The organism is Paraburkholderia sp. JPY419 (assembly GCF_050435705.1).
In the GTDB taxonomy this organism is placed as follows: Bacteria; Pseudomonadota; Gammaproteobacteria; order Burkholderiales; family Burkholderiaceae; genus Paraburkholderia; species Paraburkholderia youngii.
On sequence record NZ_JBNDKV010000002.1, the window covers coordinates 959,933 to 979,210 of the forward strand.

The window sequence follows — 19,278 nt, forward strand, 5'->3', positions numbered from 1 at the left end:
GGTGCGGCAGCAAGCATTCCGCAAGGTAGCGCATGGTTATAATCCGGATCGCTCTGCCGTCTTGAAAACCTCAAATGGTCCGGCGATCCCCTGCAATTTCACCACCGGAACGGTAGTGTGCTCATCGATAACGTAGACCTATGATTTTTGCTTCCAGTCTGGTCTGGCTCACGTCGGCCCTGCTGTTTCTCGCGCCCGCGGTCAATCTGATGTGGCGCGGCGGCACCGGCTACTGCTTTTTCGTACTCGTCGCGCTCGCGCTCGGCGCGGCCATCGTCAACCGGCGCATGCCGGGCTATTTCTCCGCGTTGCGCACCTATCGCTGGTTCACGATCGGCATGCTCGCGTTCGTCGTCGGGATCGGCGCGCAGCAGCTGGCGCTCGGCTACTGGCTGCCACGCGAACTCGACTCGGTCGCGCGCTTCGTGTTCGCGCTACTGGTGTTCCTGCTGCTGCGCCAATTGCCGTCGCGCAATCTGCGCATGATCGGCTGGGGCTGTGCGGCCGGCGCGCTTGCGGTCGGCGCATGGGCGATCATCAATCAGCCGCCCGGCGGCTGGACCGATGCGAACCGTCTGAACAACTCGTACACGAACGCGATACCGTTCGGCGATACCGCGCTGCTGCTCGCGTTCCTGTCGGTATTCACGCTCGGCTGGGACAATCCGCGCGACTGGCGCGTGCTCGTGCCGCGCGTGCTCGCGCTGGTGTCGGGCGGCTATGCGTCGTTTCTCTCGGGCTCGCGCGGCGGCTGGCTCGCGGTGCCGGTGTTCGTCGTGCTGCTCGGCATGCAGTACCACTGGTTCACGCGGAAAAAGCGCCTGCTGGTCGCGACGCTCGTGATCGTTATCGGCGCGGGGGGGCTGTTGTCGACCGAACGGGTCCAGAAGCGCTTCGCCGAAGTGCCGAACGATGTATCGATGATGCACAAGGGTGAAGACTTCACGGCCACCGGTCTGCGCCTGCAACTGTGGGACGCATCGCGGATGATCGTCGAACGGCATCCGCTGTGGGGCGTCGGCAAGGGCCATCTGGTCAACGAACTCGGCGCGATGGCCAAGCGCGGCGAGGTGAAGGCCGAGATCGTCAACGAACGCGCGCATAGCGACTTCTTCTCGACACTGGCCGAGATGGGCGCGGTCGGCGTGATCTGCCTGCTGCTGTTCTACTACGGCATGACGGTGTATTTCTGGCGACACCGGCATGCGAGCGACCCGGCGATTCGCGCCGCGTCGTATTCCGGTCTGGCGGTCGCGTCGAGCACGGTGATCTTCGGGCTCACGATCGACGTGCTGGTGCCGGTCATGGTGACGGTACTGCTCGCGCTGCTGATAGCGACACTGCTGGCGATGATCGATGCCCGCAAGCGCGAGCTGCGCAGCGTAGCGCCGGCCGCGCCGACGCCAGCCGCGCTCGTGCGCGAGACGCAGCCGCGCGATTGATTCCGATTCGACGAGAAGCGGCTGCCCGAGCGCGGAGCGCCGCCCTCATCCTCGCGTGAACACCTCGTAAAGCGCCGCGACGTGCGCGTCGACGCTCGGGTCGTACACGAGGCTGTCGCGCGGTGCCGCGATGCGCGCTGCGCCGCTCTTCACGCGTTCGACCGCCTGCCCGATCGCGCGCTCGAAACTGCCCTCGGACTGCCGCGAAAACTCGATCTTCGCGGCGCCGGTCACGGTCTCCGCCGAGCCGACGTTGTCGGCGATCAGGAGCGGCGTGCCGCACATCACCGACTCGACACCGACGAGCCCGAACGGCTCGTACGCCGACGCGACGACCGTGAAATCGGCGGCCGCGAACAGCTTTTCGATCTCTTTGCTGTAACCCGCGTAACGAATTGTGTCGCCAGTTTTGGGCACCGGCCGGCCCGCGACGACGAGACAGACCGGCAGCGTCGTGCCCGAGAAAAACGCTTCGAGCAACGGATAGCCCTTGCGCTCGTGACTCGTCGACGAGAACACGAACATCACGCGATCGTCGGGCACGCCGAGCTGGCGGCGCACGGCCGCGCGCGCGGCGGCGTCGAGCGGCTTGAAGCGGGCGGTGTCTACGGGCGGATAGAGCACGTCGATGCGCGCTGCCGGCACGTGATAGAAACGCTGCAACTCGCGGCTCATCAATTGCGAATGCGCGACGATCGCGCGCGCCCGCGTGTAGACGCGCCGCTCGAGCTCGATTTGCCATTCGTCGCTGCGGCGCGCGGTGCGGCCCGCGGCTTCGAGCGAACCCGGATGCGTTCCGCCGCACAATGCGACGTCGGCATGCGTCGAGTGATTGATCGAGAACACGCACGCCGGACGATGCCGCTTCAAACGCTGCTTCAGACGCCAGTCGAACGCGAGGTTGCGCAGCTTGCGCGGCGCCCAGCGCACGTTGAGCGGCTGGGCATCGATCCACGCGGCCTCGGCAAGCGCCTCGTCGATCTCGCGCGCGAACAGCGTCGGGCGCAGACCGAGCCGATGCAGGCCGGCGATCACGTCGCGCGTGTAGCGCTCGGCGCCGCCGCTGTTCTTCAGCGCCTGGGCGGTCAGCGCGATGTCGGTGAGGGGCCGCTGGTTCGGGTCGAGGGTCGGCTCTGACAAGGATCGGTCTCGGTGAGGCGCACGCGCGGACGAGTCCTTGGGTGCGCAGTTTCGGGGCAGCGGCAATTGTAAAGGATGGATTTCGCCGGGTTCAGCTCGCGGTGCTCGGGTTTGCCGTGCGCGTCGCGCGGCGCGGCCGTCAGCGGCTAGAATCTAGGCCAATCGCTTTCTCCCCGACTCCATGACCGATAGCCTGGCGCACCTCGCACCCCCTGCAACCGCCGACACCGCCCGCCCCCTCGTCTCGATGCTCGTGATCGCCTACAACCAGGCAGAGCAGATCGGCGACGCCGTGCGCAGCGCGCTCGCGCAAACCTACGAGCCGCTCGAAATCATCGTCTCCGACGACGCGTCCCGTGACGCGACCTACGCCGCGATCGAAGCGGCGCTCGCCGGCTACAGCGGGCCGCATCGCGTGATCGCGCGGCGCAATATGGTGAACCAGGGCATCAGCGCGCACCTGTCGCAACTCGCGCAGTTGGCGCAGGGCGAGTTGCTGTTCGTCGCAGCCGGCGACGACATGTCGGCGCCCGAGCGCTGCGAGCGCGTCGTCGACTGCTGGCTCGCGCATGGGCGCCGCCCCGACCTGATCGCGACCGATCTCGCCGACATGGACGAAACGGGTCACGTGCACGAGCGCGTGAGCCCGACCGAGCTCGACCGCTATCGCAGCTTCGACGACTGGCTCGTCGAGCGTCCGTGGCTGATCGGCGCCGCGCATACGTGGTCGCGACGCCTGATCGAGCGCTTCGGGCCGATGCTGCCGGGCGCCGCGGCCGAGGATCAGATCATGGTGCTGCGCGCGATCCTGTCGGGCGGCGCGATCAGTCTGCGCGAGCCGCTGGTGCGCTACCGGCGCGGCGGACTCTCACGCAAGCGTCGCTACCAGTCGGTCGACGAGCTGATCGCGCGGATGCGGCAGAGCAATCGCTACGGACTCGCGGAACTTGCGCAGCTGCAGCGCGACGCTCAGATCGCCGGCGTCGGCGAACGCATGCGCGCGGCGATGGCGCCGAAGCTCGCGCGCGAGCAGTTCATCCACGCGATGTTCGAAGCGGGCAGTCTTGGCGAACGCATTGGTCTCGTGACGCGCAGCGCCGGCGTGAAGCTCGGGCTGCGGATTCGGATGTTTCTGTATGCGAGTTGCCCGGTGGTCTATGCACCGGGCATCTGGCTCAAGCGGCTCGTGCGGGGCGGAAAGGCCTGAAGACGACGGTAAGGTCTGACCGCGCTTTGCGACTCGACGCGACCGCGGCTCACGAAACTCCGCGCGACGCGCCCCGCCGCTGCCGCAAGCGTCGCGCGAGACTCGGCCTTCGCACTTCGACGCCGAAGCTCAGCACACTCGCGCGCAAGCGCCGCAGCATCTTCACCGAGCGCACGAAGGTCTCGCCGGTGTGACTGATCATCACGAACTCGAACGCGCCGCGCCAGCTCGCGACACCACGCGAAAACGCGTTGATGTCGTGACGCGCATCGACGGGCAGCTCGGCGCCGAAGCGCCGCGTGAACACCCGCACCTGATCCGCGATGGCTTCGATCTGCCGCCGCCGGCTCGCGCCGCGCCGCCGTGCCGCCTCGGCACCGCATTCTTCGCGCGCCGCGCCGCGCTCGTTGGTCGCGCTCGCGCCGACCGCGTTGCCGTCATGCTGCCGATACTTCAGATGCGGCGCCGCGACGTGGCGAATCTCGCCGAACGACGCAACCACCATCGCGAGCCACCAGTCGTGCATCACGATGCCGGGCGGGAACGGCAGTGCGCGATCGAGCGCCGCGCGGTTGACGAGCATCGCGCAGCCGGGCACATGGTTGCTCAGCAGAAAATCGCGCAAGCGCGTCGCGCAGCGCGACTTCGCGGTGATATCGAACAGCGAGCGCGACAGACGGCACAGCGTCGAGTCGACGAGCTCGATGTCGCAGAACGCGAGCGCGGGCGTGGCGGCGCCGTCGCCCGCGCTTTCCGCGCGCCGCACTTCCCGCATCAGATCGGCGACTTTCTCGGGCGCCCAGACGTCGTCCTGGTCGGCAAGCGCGATGTAGTCGCCGCGGCAGCCGGCGAGCGCGCGCTCGAAATTGCCGACGATGCCCGCCCGCGTGCCATCACCGACGAGCCGCACCGGCACGCGTCCCGTATACGACGCGAGCAGTTCGCGGGTGCCGTCGCAGGATGCGTCGTCGGATACCACGACTTCGAGATGCGGCCAGCTCTGCGCTTCGAGCGAAGCCAGCAGCTCGGGCAGATAAGTGCGGCCGTTGTACGTCGCGAGCGCGATGGAGACGAGCGGCTTGCTCGGATCGTCGTCAAACATAGGCAGTCGATTTCCGCCAGGCGGACCGTGATTGCCCGCCAGCATGCGATGAGCGCCGAAAAAGCGCAATAAATTGAGACTTAAACACAACACCGGCCCAGACAATGGGCCGGGTAGGAGAATCAGCGGCTGGGGCCGCAATGTGCCGGATCAAACCGGGCTTTGCTGGAACTGGATGCGATGCAGATGCGCGTACAAGCCGTCGTGCTCGAGCAGCTCGCGATGGCTGCCACGCTCGACGATCCGCCCCGCTTCCATCACGAGGATGCGGTCGGCGCGCTCGATGGTCGACAGCCGGTGCGCGATCACGAGCGTCGTGCGGCCCTTCATCAGCGTTTCGAGCGCCGCCTGCACGTGGCGCTCGGACTCGGAATCGAGCGCCGACGTCGCTTCGTCAAGAATCAGGATCGGCGCGTCCTTGTAGATCGCGCGCGCGATCGCGAGACGCTGGCGCTGGCCGCCCGACAGCATCATGCCGTTGTCGCCGACGAGCGTCTCGATGCCCTGCGGCATCGCCTGCACGGTGTCCCACAGGTTCGCCGCACGCAACGCCGCCTTGACCTTCTCCGCATCGACCTCCTGACCGTACGCGACGTTGTGCGCGATGGTGTCGTTGAACAGCACGACGTCCTGGCTCACCATCGCGATCTGGCTGCGCAGCGCGTGCAGGTCGTACTCGGGCAGCGCGACGCCGTCGACCAGGATCGCGCCGCCGGTCGGATCGAAGAAGCGCGGCAGCAGGTTCACGAGTGTGGTCTTGCCGCTGCCCGACGGACCCGCAAGCGCGACCATCTCGCCCGGGGCGACCTTGAACGACACCTGGTCGAGCGTGTGACGGTTGTGCGTGGAGCTGGCGCCGTAGGTGAACGACACGTCGCGGAACTCGACCTCGCCGCGCGCGCGGGCGAGCGGTTTGCCGCCGCCCTTCGGCTCGGCCGGCTCGTCGATCAGACCGAAGATCAGCTCGGCCGCGGTCATACCTCGCTGCAACGGCTGGTTCACGTCCATCAGATGCTTGAGCGGCGAGATGATCAGCAGCATCGACGTGACGAACGCGACGAAGCCGCCGACCGTCGTTTGATCCGATGACGACTGCACCACCGCGATCGTGATCACGACCGCGAGCGCGATCGACGCGAGGAACTGCGTCAACGGCTGCGCGAGGCCGCCGGATACCGTCATGCGCATCGCGTAGCCGCGCAGGCGCCGGCTCATCGAGTTGAAGCGGTCCATCTCGTACTGCTCGCCGTTATGCACCTTGACGACCTTGTAGCCGCCCACCGTCTCCTCGACGATGTACGACAGCTCGTTGGTGAGCAGCTGATGCTCGCGGTTCAGGCGCCGCAGCCGGCGATTGATCTTGCCGACCAGCCAGCCGATGCCCGGCAGCAGCACCGCGACGATCAACGTCAGGCGCCAGTTCAGATAGAACAGATAGCCAAGCAGGAAGATCACCGTCAGCGAGTCGCGCACGAGCGTGACCATCACGCTCAGCAGCACGTTCAGAATCTGGTTGACCTCGAAGACGATCGCGTTGATGACCGTGCTCGCGGTTTCGCGCTGGAAGAACGCGACGCTCGTGTGGATCATGCGGTCGAACATCTTCAGACGCAGCTCGAGCAGGATCTTGTTCGACACGTACGCGAGCAGATAGCCGGACGCATACTGCGACACGCCGCGAATCAGCGCGAGGCCGATCACCGCGATCGGCACGAGCCACTTGGTCTTGTCGACCGCGTGCGAGCCGAAGCCCTTGTCGAGCAGTGGCTTGAGCAGCGCGGGAATGGCGGCGTCGGTGCCGGCGCTCACTGCCATCGCGACAATCGCGCCGAGCACGACCCACAGCAGCGGCTTGATGAATGGCCACAGGCGCCGCAGGACGACGGCCGGCGACGACGCATCGCCTGAACCCATGGATTTGCTTAACGTTGGCTTCGCGCTCAAGGAATCCTCTGGAAATGCGGAACGGCGAGCACGCGACGCAGGGTTGGGTGGCCGCGTGGAATATCAAAAAAGAGCATTGTAATCGGTTGCAGATGACGGCCGGCGCTCGGCGCGCGACGGCATGCGCGCAACACCTTGGCCGATACACGCTGTGGTGCAGGGCCGGATGGGATGTGTATACTCGCTGCTCGATTGCCGGGTCGCGGGGCCCCGCTCCGTCACTTCGTCCTCCACGCAACTCAGGTATGCAAGAAACCACTCTTGGCGTTGCCATCATCACCCGGAACGCGGCGGCGCGGCTCGCCGAATGCCTGCAGGCCGTGGCCTTCGCCGACCAGATCGTCGTGATCGACGGCGGCAGCACCGACGGCACCGCCGACATCGCCCGCGCGCACGGCGCGCGTGTCATCGAGCAAACGGACTGGCCGGGCTTCGGCCCGCAAAAGAACCGTGCGGTCGATGCACTGACCACAAGCTGGGTACTGTCGCTCGACGCCGACGAAATCGTCACGCCGGAACTTGCCGCATCGATTCGCGCGGCGCTCGCCGCGCCCGCCGCCGACGTCTACGCGGTCGACCGTCTGTCGAGCTTCTGCGGCCAATGGGTCCATCACAGCGGCTGGTACCCGGACTGGATTCCGCGCCTTTTCAAACGCGGCACCGCGCGTTTCTCCGACGATCTCGTGCACGAGCGCCTCGTGTTCGACACGCCCGCGCAACGCCTGACCGGCAAGCTGATGCACTACTCGTACGAGGACTACGAGGGCGTGCTGCGCAAGCTCAACGCGTATTCGACGGCCGGCGCGCGGCAGCGCTACGAGGCCGGGCAGAAGGGCAGCATTCGCCTCGCGCTCGGGCGCGGCCTGTGGGCGTTCGTGCGGACTTATCTGCTGCGGCGCGGCTTTCTGGACGGCCGCGCCGGGCTGATGATCGCGCTGTTCAATGCGGAGACGGTGTACTACCGGTTTCTGAAGCTGGCGCGGCTGGAAAAAACGGGCGGGCGATAAGCTGAGCTCAGATTAGCCGATACACGCGGCACCGGCCGATCCACACCGCCGACCTCGCTCAATACACGATCTCGATCGAGCTTCCCGCAAACTCGCCGCGCAGCGCGGCGAGCAGTTCGTCGGTCGGCTTCACGCGCCAAGCGTCGCCCAGACGCATTTCGCCTTGCGCATGCTCGCTGCGATAAACCACCTGCACCGCGAGTCCATTCGGAATCTGCACCGCCTGACGCTGACGACCGCCATCGCCGCCGAAGCCGCCACGCCCGCCGCCGTTGCCACCGCCGTTGCCACGAGTGGCGGCCGCCGACGCGGCTGCCCCGGCCGGCTCTTCCTTGCCGGCGGTGTGCGCTTCGAGCACCCGGCGCAATGCCTGCGCGTTAGCGTTGCCGTTCATCTGCACCTTCAGCGAGTCCGCGTAGCGGCAGCGCGCGCGGCCGAGATCCATCACCGTTTCGACGGTGAAGCGGATGCCGCCCGTGAACGCGTCGTTACGCGCCTGGCCCTGCACGATCAGCAGCTCGTCTTCCTTGAACAGCTGCTTGTGTTCTTCGAAGACCTCGTTGAAGACCGTCACTTCGCACTGACCGGTGCCGTCGTCGAGCAGCGCGATCAGCATCTTGCCGCGCTGGGTCATCTGCGTGCGCAGCGACACGATCACGCCCGCAACCAGCTTGTCGCGCCCTTCCTTCAGCTCGCCGATCTTCTGGCGCACGAACCGGCGCACTTCGTCCTTGTATGCATCGAACAGATGGCCCGACAGGTAGAAACCGAGCGCGGCCTTTTCTTCCTGCAGCTTGCGCTTTTCCGGCCACTCCGGTTCGTCGACGAGTTCGTGGCCTTGCGACGGCGCGTCGCCCATGTCGAACAGACCCGCCTGCAGCGCATTGGCCGCCGCCTGCTCGGCCGCTTCCATCGCGAGCGACACCGATGCGATCAGCTGCGCGCGGTTCGCATGCAGCGTGTCGAACGCGCCTGCGCGAATCAGCGCTTCGATCGTGCGTCGATTGACGATGCGCCGGTCGACGCGATTGCAGAAATCGAAGATGTCGATGAAGCGGCCGTCCTCGCGCGCGCGCAGGATTTCTTCGATCGCGTTCTGGCCGCTGCCCTTGATTGCGCCGAGACCATAACGGATCGTGCGCGAGCGCTTGCCGTCGGCTTCGGCGACCGGCTCGAAGCGATACGCCGACAGGTTCACGTCCGGCGGCAACACGACCATCTTGTTCGCGAGGCAGTCTTCGAACAGGATCTTGACCTTGTCCGTGTCGTCCATCGCGAGCGACATGTTGGCCGCCATGAATTCGGCCGGATAGTGCGCCTTCAGCCACGCGGTGTAGTAGGCGAGCAGCGCATACGCAGCCGCGTGCGACTTGTTGAAGCCGTAGCCCGCGAACTTCTCCATCAGGTCGAAGATTTCGTCGGACTTCTCGCGCGTGAGGCCGTTCCTGGCCGCGCCTTCCGCGAAAATCTCGCGGTGCTGGGCCATCTCCTCGGGCTTTTTCTTACCCATCGCGCGACGCAGCAGGTCGGCGCCGCCCAGCGAGTAGCCGCCGATGATCTGCGCCATCTGCATCACCTGCTCCTGGTAGACCATGATGCCGTAGGTCTCTTTCAGAACAGGTTCGACGCGCGGGTCCGGATATTCCACCACCTCGCGGCCGTGCTTACGCGCGCAGAAGCTCGGGATCAGGTCCATCGGACCCGGGCGGTACAACGCGACGAGCGCGATGATGTCCTCGAAGCGATCGGGCTGCGCGTCCTTCAGCATGCCCTGCATGCCGCGGCTTTCCAGCTGGAAAACGGCGACCGTGTTCGCTTTCTTCAGGATCGAGAACGACGCGGGGTCGTCGAGCGGCACCTGGCCTAGCGACCAGTCCTGCTTCGACGGATCGAGGCGGCGGATGTAGCGCTCGGCCCAATCCAGAATGGTCAGCGTGGTCAGGCCCAGAAAGTCGAACTTCACGAGGCCGACCGCCTCGACGTCGTCCTTGTCGTACTGGCTGACGACGCCGCTGTCGTCGCCCTGCGTATAGAGCGGGCAGAAATCGGTCAGTTTGCCGGGCGCGATCAGCACGCCGCCCGCGTGCATACCGACGTTACGCGTCAAGCCCTCTACGCGCTGCGCGAGTTCGAGCAGCTGGTGCACTTCGTCTTCGTTGTCGAAGCGCTCCTGCAATAGCGGCTCTTCCTTCATCGCGTCGGCGATGGTCACGTGCTTGCCCGGCTTGAACGGGATCAGCTTCGCGACGCCGTCCGTGAACATGTAGCCGAGATCGAGCACGCGGCCGATGTCGCGCACGGCCGCCTTTGCCGCCATCGTGCCGAACGTCGCGATCTGCGACACCGCGTTCGCGCCGTACTTTTCCTTCACGTACTGGATCACGCGATCGCGGCCGTGCTGGCAGAAGTCGATATCGAAGTCGGGCATCGACACCCGCTCCGGATTCAGGAAACGTTCGAACAGCAGGTTGTAGCGCAGCGGATCGAGATCGGTCACGCCGAGCGCATAGGCGACCAGCGAACCGGCGCCCGAACCGCGGCCAGGACCGACCGGCACGCCGTTGTTCTTCGCCCAGTTGATGAAGTCCGCAACGATCAGGAAGTAGCCCGGAAAGCCCATCTTGATGATCGTGCCGCACTCGAATTCGAGGCGCTGGTGGTAGGTCGGGCGTTGCGCGTCGCGCTCGGCCTCGTCCGGATACAGCTGTTCGAGCCGCTTTTCGAGGCCCTCTTTCGACAGCTGCACCAGGTAGTCGTCGAGCGACATGCCGTCGGGCGTCGGAAAGAGCGGCAGCTTCGGCTTGCCGAGTTCGAGCTTCAGATTACAGCGCTTGGCGATCTGCACCGTGTTCGCGAGTGCCGAAGGAATGTCCGCGAACAGCGTGGCCATTTCCTGTTGCGTGCGGAAATACTGCTCGGACGTGAAGCGCTTCTGGCGGCGCGGATTCGCGAGAATATCGCCTTCGGAAATACACACGCGCGCTTCGTGCGCGGTGAAGTCGTCCGGCGTCATGAACTGCATCGGGTGCGTCGCGACGACCGGCAGTTTCAGCGATGCCGCGAGCGCGACCGCCTGCTGCACGTACTGCTCGCCGCCAGGCTGACCATAGCGCTGCAGCTCGATATAAAAGCCGCCCGGAAATACCTTCGCCCAATGCCGTGCATTGCGCTGCGCCGCCTCTTCATTGCCCGCCGCGAGTGCGAGACCGATGTCGCCCTGCTGCGCGCCCGACAGCGCGAGCAGCCCTTCGCCCAAACCGGTTTCGAGCCAGCCGGCTTCGATTTCCGCGCGGCCGCGATACTGGTTCGTCAGCGAGGCCTTGCTGAGCAATTCGCAAAGGTTGAGGTAACCGCGGCGGTCCTTGACCAGCAGCAGCAGGCGGGAAGGCTTGTCGCGGTCGTCTGGATTGGTGATCCAGACGTCGCAGCCGGCAATGGGTTTGACCCCTTTGCCACGCGCTTCCTTGTAGAAACGGACGAGGCCGAACGCGTTGCCGAGGTCGGTGAGCGCAAGCGCGCCCTGACCGTCTTTGGCCGCCGCCGCGACGATGTCGTCGAGACGCACGATGCCGTCGGCAATCGAGAATTCGGAGTGAACGCGGAGATGGACGAAGCGGGGATCTGACATGGGCGACATTGTAACCCCACCCTTCCGCAGATTTCAGGTCTGAACGGCGCGTTGGCCATCCGGCCAGGACGAGGTCGGCGAGCGGGTTGCTTGCGCTAGCGCAACCCGTTAGCCATTCGGCCAGGCCGGGGAAAATCCCCGGTTGAGGGATAATAGAGGTTTCGCCTGTTTCGGCCTGGCGCATTGAACTGGCAAATGCGCGGCAAATGCGCGGCAAACGCGCGCGAAACCGCGCGCCAAACCCCGGGTCTTATACGGGGGCGCAACAGCGGCGGCACGGCCCGCCGCCCTTCGCCACGCCGGCCATCTTTACCGCAGAACACACATGAGTATCGTCAATCTCGCCGCGTATCAATTCGCGACCATCGAAAACACCGCCGCCTGGCGCCCATTCGTCACCGAACGCTGCCATGCGCTCGGCCTGCGCGGCACTATCCTGCTCGCGCCGGAAGGCATCAACCTGTTCATCGCCGGCACGCGCGAGAACACCGACGCGTTCATCGACTACATCCGCCACGACGCGCTGTTCGAAGGCAAGTTCGCGAATCTGCAGTTCAAGGAAAGCCTGTCGGACAAGCAGCCGTTCACTCGCATGCTGGTCAAGCTCAAGCGCGAAATCATCACGATGAAAAAGCCGGCGATCCGCCCCGAGCTCGGCCGCGCACCGTTCGTCGACGCGCCCACGCTGAAGACCTGGCTCGACCGCGGTCACGACGACGAAGGCCGTCCGGTCGTGATGCTGGACACGCGCAACGCGTTCGAAGTCGACGTCGGGACGTTCGACAACGCGCTCGACTATCGCATCACGAAGTTCAGCGAATTCCCCGAGGTGATCGAGAACAACCGCGCCGATCTCGAAGGCAAGACGGTGGTGTCGTTCTGCACGGGCGGCATCCGCTGCGAGAAGGCCGCGATCCATATGAAAGACGTCGGCATCGAGAACGTGTACCAGCTCGAAGGCGGCATCCTCAAATACTTCGAGGAAGTGGGCGGCGCACATTATCACGGCGACTGCTTCGTGTTCGACTATCGGACCGCGCTGAATCCGCAACTCGAACCGACCGCCACCGCGCAATGCTTCGGCTGCCGCGCGGTGGTCACGCCCGAGCAACAGCAATCGCCGATGTACGTCGCGGGCAAGACCTGCCCGGCGTGCCATCCGGACAGTAAGGCTGCGTGCGCCGCGTAATGACAGCCGGGGTGCCTCGCGGCGCGGGCGCCTCGCCTGACCTCCCCACACCATGACCTATCGCGGACGCTTCGCACCGTCGCCAACCGGCCCGCTGCATTTCGGCTCGCTGGTCAGCGCGCTCGCGAGCTGGCTCGACGCGCGCGCGCAGCGCGGCGCGTGGCTCGTGCGCGTCGAAGATATCGACGGACCGCGCACCGTGCCCGGTGCCGCCGAGGACATCCTCGCGACTCTCGAACGTTTCGGCATGCGTGCTGACGAAACGCCGGTCTGGCAAAGCCAGCGCATCGCGCACTATCAGCAGGCGCTGGAGAGGTTGAAATCGACCGGTCTCGTCTATCCGTGCGGCTGCACGCGCAAGGAAATCGCCGATTCGCTATTGCACGCGCACGCGCGCAACACGACGCTCGCCTACCCCGGCACCTGCCGCACCGGTCTGCACGGCAAGCCCGCGCGCGCGTGGCGCCTGCGTGTGCCCGACGGCGACCCGGCCGTGATCACATTCGACGACCGCTGGCAGGGTCCGCAGACGCAAAACCTCGCGACCGAGGTCGGCGATTTCGTGCTGCGCCGCGCGGACGATCAATGGGCGTATCAGCTGGCGGTCGTGGTGGACGATGCGGACGCGGGCATCACGCACATCGTGCGCGGCGCGGATCTGATGGATTCGACGGCGCGGCAGATTTATCTGCAGCGTTGTCTGGGCGTGGCGACGCCCGAATATCTGCATGTGCCGGTCGTCACGAACGAGCACGGCGAGAAGCTGAGCAAACAGAACGGCGCGACCGCGCTCGATAGCGACAAGCCGCTCGAAACACTAGGCGCGGCGGCACGGCATCTGGGACTGGAGCTGGGAAGCGAGCCGCCTGCGACGCTCGAGCAGTTCTACAGCGCCGCGACCACGGCCTGGGCAAAACGGATGAACATTCGCGCATCCAGATGATGCGCATGCGGGGAGCTTGCTGCGCTTTCCGGAACATCGAATCGCGCGGCCCCACGGCCTTTACCCTCGGGGCGTTGCACCCCGAGCTCCGAGCCCGACAGCCCGTCTTACGACGACGAAGGCGTCTTCCTCGGCATTCCGAAGCCACCGAGCAACGCGGCCAGTTGCCGCTTCGGCGCTGCCTTTTGCGGCGCGGCCGTCTCCTCGACCTTGTGCACCGATGCCGGCGACGGCTCGTACGGCTTCAGGAAGAAATCGTCGATCGGTTGCGCGCGATGATGATGCGGCCGGTCATACGAACCCGATGCCCCGCCCGTGCGACGGCGGCTGCGCTCGTCGCGCGATTCACTGCGCTCACGGCGCAGCGAACGATCATCGTGATGATGGCGCACCGGCGCCTCGACGGTCAGGCGCTGCAAGTCGAGCGGACGCTTGATCAGCTTCTCGATGTCGGCCAGTTGCTTGCGCTCGTTCGGGCTGCACAGCGACAGCGCGTCGCCCGATGCGCCCGCGCGGCCCGTCCGGCCGATCCGGTGCACGTAGTCTTCGGCGTTGAACGGCAGGTCGAAGTTGATCACCGCCGGCAGTTCGGCGATATCGAGACCGCGCGCGGCGACATCGGTCGCGACCAGCGCCTCGACCTCGCCGCGCTTGAACGCGTCGAGCGCCTGCATGCGCTCGCTTTGCGAGCGGTCGCCGTGAATCGCGGTCGCGACCACGCCGTCGCGTTCGAGGCTGCGCGCGAGCCGGCTCGCGCCGATCTTGCTGTTGCAGAACACGATCACCTGCTTCAGGCCGCGCTCGCGGATCAGTTGCACGACCGCGCCGGTCTTGTCGCCCTCGGCGACCTCGTAGACGACCTGCGTGACATTGGTAGCCGTCGAATTGCTGCGCGCGACTTCGATGGTCTGCGGGTTGCGCAGATAGGTTGCGGCGAGCTTCTTGATTTCGCCCGAGAACGTCGCGGAGAAGAGCAGCGTTTGGCGCTCTTTCGGCAGCAGGTTCAGGATGCGCTGCAGGTCGGGCAGAAAGCCCATGTCGAGCATGCGGTCGGCTTCGTCGAGCACGAGCATCTGCACCTGGCCCAGGTTGGCGGTTTTCTGCTGCACGTGATCGAGCAGACGGCCCGGCGTCGCGATCAGGATTTCGACGCCGCGGCGCAGTTGGTCGGACTGCGGATTCATATCGACGCCGCCGAACACGACCGCGCTGCGCAGCGCCGTGTGCTTCGCGTAGGCCTGCACGTTCGCGGCCACCTGGTCGGCGAGTTCGCGGGTCGGCGTGAGGATCAGCGCGCGCACCGGATGGCGTGCCGGCGACGCGCTCGTATTGGCTTGCGGCAGCAGACGCTGGATGATCGGCAGCGAGAAGCTCGCGGTCTTGCCGGTGCCGGTCTGCGCGGCGCCCATCACGTCACGGCCCGCCAGCACGACCGGGATCGCCTTCGCCTGGATCGGCGTGGGAGACGTGTAGCCCGATTCCTTGATGGCCTTCAGGATGTCGGGCGCGAGGCCGAATTGATCAAAAGTCTCGGTGCTGGGCGTGACGGCTGTGTCGGACATGGTGGCTTTCGCTAAAAAGGCGCGTGGCGCGATGCGCGCGGCAGCGGTCGGGGCCGCGGAGGGCATCAGGATGAAGGCGGAGCCACGTCGTTCCGCGCGAGACCCGTGTGAGTTCGGTTAATGCGGCCGGCTCCGGTTGGCGGAAACACCCGCCGAAAGCCCAGCATTGTAGCACTTCAGCAAAAACGCTCGCGACGGCCGGCTGGCCGGCCGCTCGCGGCCGTTGCTTCGGTCGCAGCGTAGTGCGCACTGACGACAGTGGCATGACAGTCGGGCGCCTGGGCGGGCGGCGCGGCGTTCGTCAGCCGTCCCGCGCGCGCCCTGCCCGCGTCAGAGCGCCCACTCACCACGTCTCGCGCATCACCATCAGCCGCAGCTCGGTCATATCCTCGATCGCGTAGCGCACGCCCTCGCGCCCCAGCCCCGAATCCTTGACGCCGCCATACGGCATGTTGTCGACGCGAAACGACGGCACGTCGTTGATCACGACGCCGCCCACTTCGAGCGCATCCCAGGCGCGATGCGCATGCGCGAGCGAATCGGTGAACACGCCGGCCTGCAGGCCGAAGTCGCTGTCGTTGACCTGCGCGAGCGCCGCCTCGAAATCGTTGAAGCGCTCGAGGATCGCGACCGGCCCGAACGCCTCCTTGCGATACAGATCGGTGTCGCGCTTCACGCCTTCGAGCAGCGTCGCCTCGAACATCGCGCCGTCGACCTTGCCCCCCGCGACGATCTGCGCGCCCGCCTGCACCGCCCCCTCCATCCAGCCGGCGAGCCGCTTCGCCTCCGATTCCGAGATCATCGGCCCGACGAAGGTTTTCTCGTTCTTCGGATCGCCCATCACCAGCGACTTCGTCTTCGCGATCAGCTTCTCGCGCAGCGCGTCGTAGACGCTCGCGTGCGCGAGAATCCGCTGCACGCCGATGCAGCTCTGCCCCGACTGATAGAACGCGCCGAACGCGAGCCGCTCGACCACGTAATCGAGCTTGCCGCCCTGATCGCCGTCGACGATCGCCGCCGCGTTGCCCCCCAGTTCCAGAATCACTTTCTTCTTGCCCGCTTTGCGTTTCAGCTCCCAGCCGACCGCCGGCGACCCGGTGAACGACAGCAGCTTGAAGCGCTCGTCGGTCGTAAACAGGTCGGCGCCGTCGCGGTGCGCGGGCAAAATCGAAAACGCGCCCTTCGGCAGATCGGTTTCCGCAAGAATTTCGCCCATGATCAGCGCGCCGACCGGCGTGCGGCTCGCCGGCTTCAGCACGAACGGCACGCCCGCCGCGATCGCCGGCGCGACCTTGTGCGCGGTCAGGTTCAACGGAAAATTGAACGGCGAGATGAACGAGCACGGCCCGATCGGCACCCGCTTCACGTACGCGTGGTAACCGTTCGCGCGCGGCGAAATCTGCAGATTGATGATCTCGCCGTCGATTCGCACGCTCTCCTCGGCGGCGACTTTGAACGTATCGATCAGGCGCGTGACCTCGCCCTTCGAATCGTTGATCGGCTTGCCCGCCTCGATGCACAGCGCGAGCGCGAGCTCGTCGTAGCGCTCGCGAAAGCGCTTCACGCAGTGTTCGAGTACCGCCTGGCGCTTGAACGGCGGGTAGGCGCGCATTGCGGGCATCGCCTCGACCGCGAGGCCGATCGCCTTGTCGATCGCGGCCGCGTCGGCCATCGCGACGCGGGTGGCGACTTCGCCACTGAATTTGTCGGTGACTTCGAGATCGGTGTTGGCGGCCACCGGCTCATTCGCGAGGTAGTACGGATAGGTTTTCTGCAACATGTCGCGTTCTCCTTGAATCGAATCAAAGCGTCGATGCACAGAGGCTCAAAGCCGCGCGGACAGCCGCTTGATCTCGCGATTGAGCACGCGCTCGTTGTCCGAATAGTCGATCGGCACGTCGATCACGTGCACGCCGGGTGTCACGAAGCACTGGCGCAACAGCGGCGCGAACTGTTCTGCGGCCTCGACCCGATGCCCCTGAGCACCATAGCTCTGCGCATAGGCGACGAAATCCGGGTTCGCAAGCGTCATGCCGTAGTCCGGGAAGTTCATGTTCTCCTGCTTCCAGCGGATCATGCCGAACGCGTCGTCGCGCAGGATCAGGATCACCAGGTCGAGCTTCAGGCGCACCGCCGTTTCGAGCTCCTGCGAGTTCATCATGAAGCCGCCATCGCCGCACACGGCGATCACTTTGCGCTCCGGATGCACGATCTTGCTCGCGATCGCCGACGGCAGCCCCGCGCCCATCGACGCCAGCGCGTTGTCGAGCAGCAGCGAATTCGGCTCGTGCGCGCGGTAGTAGCGCGCGAACCAGATCTTGTACATGCCGTTATCCAGACACACGATGCCGTCGACCGGCGTGGTCTCGTACACGTCGTTGACGATCCGCACCGGGTACATCGGGAAGCGGTCGTCGTGCTGGCCCTTCACCAGATGCGCCTCGAAGTGCTCCTTGATCTCCTTGAAGCGCGTGAAGTCCCAATGCTCCTGACGCGTCTTCAGGCTCTCCTTCAGCTGCCACACCGCATTCGCGATGTCGCCGACCACTTCGATCTGCGGGAAATACACCGGATCGACTTCGGCGCCGAGGAAGTTCACGTGGATCACGGTCTTCTCGCCCGCCTCGCCGCTGCGCATGAAAAACGGCGGCTTTTCGATCACGTCGTGACCGACGTTGATGATGCAATCCGCGTGCTCGATCGCGCGATGCACGAAGTCGCCGTCGGAGAGCGTCGCGTTGCCGAGCCACATCGGATGCGATTCGTCGATCACGCCCTTGCCCATCTGCGTCGTGAAGAACGGTATGCCGATCTGGTCGACGAACTCGCGCAGCATCTTCGTCGTGGTCTTGCGGTTGCCGCCCGCGCCGATCATCAGGAGCGGATGCTTCGCGGCGGTGATCGCCTCGACCGCGCGCGCGACCCGCCTTCTCCTCGGCGACCGGACGGCGGCTGTAGCTCTTCGGAATCGGCTTGCCGTCGCCCTCCTCGTGCGCGACGTCCTCGGGCAATTCGAGGTGCGCGGCGCCCGGGCGCTCCTCCTCGGCGCGGCGCACCGCCTCGCGCACCGCCGCCGGAATATTGCCGATCGACACGATCTGCCGCGTGTACTTGGTGAGCGGCTCCATCATCCGCACCACGTCGACGATCTGGAAGTGCCCCTGCTTGCTCGACTTGATCGGCTTCTGGCCGGTGACCATCAGCATCGGCATGCCGCCCAGTTGCGCGTAGGCGGCCGCAGTCACGAAGTTGGTCGCGCCGGGGCCGAGCGTCGCCAGACATACTCCCGTGCGGCCGGTGAGCCGCCCGTAGGTGGCAGCCATGAAGCCGGCCGCCTGCTCGTGGCGCGTGAGGATCAGACGGATTTTCGAGCGGCGCAGCGACTCGAGCAGATCGAGATTTTCTTCACCGGGGATGCCGAACACGTACTCGACACCTTCGGCTTCCAGCGATTTGACGAACAGGTCCGATGCTTTCATTGAGGGTCTCGCTTGATGACTCGGGGGGACGGACAATCGAAGACGACAACGACGGCTGCGCGCGAAACACCGCATCGCGCGCGCGGCATGGCGAACACCATGCTGGACAGCTTACTACTCGAATGGAAACGATGCGCGCGAGCGGCAGGAAGCCGGGCGCGAGAGGAAGCAGGCGGCGGCAGAGGTTGAAGCCGCCGCATGACGTGCAGGTGTGCGCCGATCAATGAATCAGCGAATCACCGTTACGCAGTCGGAGAGAATCGGCGGCGCGTTCTCGCCGCTCGTCAGGTCATAAAGATTGGCGCGCGGTCCCTTGGTCCACCACGTATAGCTGCCGGCCTGGTACTTCACGCCGGACGCCGAGACCGTGTTGACGAACAGCATCGAGGTGCCTTTCACCGGCAGCACGGCGAAGCTCTGGCCGTTCTGCGCGTTCCAGTAGGTAACCTGCAGGATCTTGCCGGTCGCGCACGTGTATTTGCGCGTCTGGTGGTTCTTGCCTTCGATGTGCTTGAACTGCAACGGCGCGGCCGAGGCGCCGCCGGAAGATGCCGCCAGCGAGGCCACCATCGATGCTGCCGTGAGGAATGCAACACGCCATGTCTTCATCGAACACCTCGATTGTTGCGGGGGGT

Annotated in this window: 12 protein-coding genes and 1 pseudogene; 5 read left to right on the forward strand and 8 right to left on the reverse strand. The window is 65.7% G+C overall.

Annotated elements, in window-relative coordinates:
- Positions 1-140: 140 nt before the first annotated feature.
- Positions 141-1,442: an O-antigen ligase family protein gene (locus QFZ91_RS10610; RefSeq protein WP_429567203.1), complete on the forward strand. Its 1,302-nt coding sequence runs from the start codon at positions 141-143 to the stop codon at positions 1,440-1,442.
- A gap of 45 nt (positions 1,443-1,487) precedes the next feature.
- Here the strand turns inward: QFZ91_RS10610 and QFZ91_RS10615 are convergent, their stop codons facing one another.
- Positions 1,488-2,582: a glycosyltransferase family 4 protein gene (locus QFZ91_RS10615; protein ID WP_429567204.1), complete on the reverse strand. Its 1,095-nt coding sequence runs from the start codon at positions 2,580-2,582 to the stop codon at positions 1,488-1,490.
- Positions 2,583-2,763: 181 nt separating this feature from the next.
- Here QFZ91_RS10615 and QFZ91_RS10620 point away from each other — a divergent pair, with 181 nt between their 5' ends.
- Complete coding sequence (locus QFZ91_RS10620; protein WP_429567205.1) at positions 2,764-3,789, forward strand: glycosyltransferase family 2 protein; 1,026 nt, start codon at positions 2,764-2,766, stop codon at positions 3,787-3,789.
- 49 nt (positions 3,790-3,838) lie between these two features.
- On the opposite strand, the gene QFZ91_RS10625 is transcribed toward QFZ91_RS10620, so the two are convergent.
- Positions 3,839-4,891 (reverse strand): glycosyltransferase family 2 protein, encoded by a 1,053-nt coding sequence (locus tag QFZ91_RS10625; RefSeq protein ID WP_429567206.1) that lies wholly within the window; start codon positions 4,889-4,891, stop codon positions 3,839-3,841.
- A gap of 150 nt (positions 4,892-5,041) precedes the next feature.
- Entirely contained in the window at positions 5,042-6,835 is a 1,794-nt protein-coding gene (gene msbA / locus QFZ91_RS10630) for a lipid A export permease/ATP-binding protein MsbA (RefSeq protein WP_429567207.1), read from the reverse strand.
- Positions 6,836-7,080: 245 nt separating this feature from the next.
- Here msbA and QFZ91_RS10635 point away from each other — a divergent pair, with 245 nt between their 5' ends.
- Positions 7,081-7,842 (forward strand): glycosyltransferase family 2 protein, encoded by a 762-nt coding sequence (locus QFZ91_RS10635; protein WP_429567208.1) that lies wholly within the window; start codon positions 7,081-7,083, stop codon positions 7,840-7,842.
- A gap of 58 nt (positions 7,843-7,900) precedes the next feature.
- On the opposite strand, the gene dnaE is transcribed toward QFZ91_RS10635, so the two are convergent.
- Entirely contained in the window at positions 7,901-11,479 is a 3,579-nt protein-coding gene (dnaE, locus tag QFZ91_RS10640) for a DNA polymerase III subunit alpha (protein ID WP_429567209.1), read from the reverse strand.
- 316 nt (positions 11,480-11,795) lie between these two features.
- On the opposite strand from dnaE, the gene QFZ91_RS10645 reads away from it, so the two are divergent.
- Together QFZ91_RS10645 and gluQRS are read left to right on the forward strand one after the other, a co-directional pair.
- Positions 11,796-12,659 carry a sulfurtransferase gene (locus QFZ91_RS10645; RefSeq protein WP_176380780.1) on the forward strand — a complete coding sequence of 288 codons (864 nt, stop codon included), beginning with the start codon at positions 11,796-11,798 and terminating at the stop codon, positions 12,657-12,659.
- A gap of 52 nt (positions 12,660-12,711) precedes the next feature.
- Complete coding sequence (gene gluQRS, locus QFZ91_RS10650; RefSeq protein ID WP_429567210.1) at positions 12,712-13,602, forward strand: tRNA glutamyl-Q(34) synthetase GluQRS; 891 nt, start codon at positions 12,712-12,714, stop codon at positions 13,600-13,602.
- Positions 13,603-13,709: 107 nt separating this feature from the next.
- Here the strand turns inward: gluQRS and QFZ91_RS10655 are convergent, their stop codons facing one another.
- The 4 genes and pseudogenes from QFZ91_RS10655 to QFZ91_RS10670 all read right to left on the reverse strand — a co-directional run bounded on the left by QFZ91_RS10655 (position 13,710) and on the right by QFZ91_RS10670 (position 19,252).
- Positions 13,710-15,164 carry a DEAD/DEAH box helicase gene (locus tag QFZ91_RS10655; RefSeq protein ID WP_176121260.1) on the reverse strand — a complete coding sequence of 485 codons (1,455 nt, stop codon included), beginning with the start codon at positions 15,162-15,164 and terminating at the stop codon, positions 13,710-13,712.
- A 343-nt stretch (positions 15,165-15,507) separates the two neighbouring features.
- Positions 15,508-16,944: an aldehyde dehydrogenase family protein gene (locus QFZ91_RS10660; RefSeq protein WP_368598227.1), complete on the reverse strand. Its 1,437-nt coding sequence runs from the start codon at positions 16,942-16,944 to the stop codon at positions 15,508-15,510.
- Between the two features lie 45 nt (positions 16,945-16,989).
- Positions 16,990-18,643 (reverse strand): annotated as a pseudogene (locus QFZ91_RS10665) (acetolactate synthase large subunit).
- Positions 18,644-18,871: 228 nt separating this feature from the next.
- On the reverse strand, positions 18,872-19,252 hold the full coding sequence (locus QFZ91_RS10670; RefSeq protein WP_176380776.1) for an MliC family protein: 381 nt from the start codon (positions 19,250-19,252) through the stop codon (positions 18,872-18,874).
- Between the last annotated feature and the right edge of the window lie 26 nt (positions 19,253-19,278).

What these genes read in the sequence shown, in the direction of transcription:
- QFZ91_RS10610 (WP_429567203.1), top strand. Translation starts at nt 141, where the DNA reads ATGATTTTTGCTTCCAGTCTGGTCTGGCTCACGTCGGCCCTGCTGTTT.
- QFZ91_RS10620 (WP_429567205.1), top strand. Translation starts at nt 2,764, where the DNA reads ATGACCGATAGCCTGGCGCACCTCGCACCCCCTGCAACCGCCGACACC.
- QFZ91_RS10625 (WP_429567206.1), bottom strand. Translation starts at nt 4,891, where the DNA reads ATGTTTGACGACGATCCGAGCAAGCCGCTCGTCTCCATCGCGCTCGCG.
- QFZ91_RS10635 (WP_429567208.1), top strand. Translation starts at nt 7,081, where the DNA reads ATGCAAGAAACCACTCTTGGCGTTGCCATCATCACCCGGAACGCGGCG.
- dnaE (WP_429567209.1), bottom strand. Translation starts at nt 11,479, where the DNA reads ATGTCGCCCATGTCAGATCCCCGCTTCGTCCATCTCCGCGTTCACTCC.
- QFZ91_RS10645 (WP_176380780.1), top strand. Translation starts at nt 11,796, where the DNA reads ATGAGTATCGTCAATCTCGCCGCGTATCAATTCGCGACCATCGAAAAC.
- gluQRS (WP_429567210.1), top strand. Translation starts at nt 12,712, where the DNA reads ATGACCTATCGCGGACGCTTCGCACCGTCGCCAACCGGCCCGCTGCAT.
- QFZ91_RS10655 (WP_176121260.1), bottom strand. Translation starts at nt 15,164, where the DNA reads ATGTCCGACACAGCCGTCACGCCCAGCACCGAGACTTTTGATCAATTC.
- QFZ91_RS10660 (WP_368598227.1), bottom strand. Translation starts at nt 16,944, where the DNA reads ATGTTGCAGAAAACCTATCCGTACTACCTCGCGAATGAGCCGGTGGCC.
- QFZ91_RS10670 (WP_176380776.1), bottom strand. Translation starts at nt 19,252, where the DNA reads ATGAAGACATGGCGTGTTGCATTCCTCACGGCAGCATCGATGGTGGCC.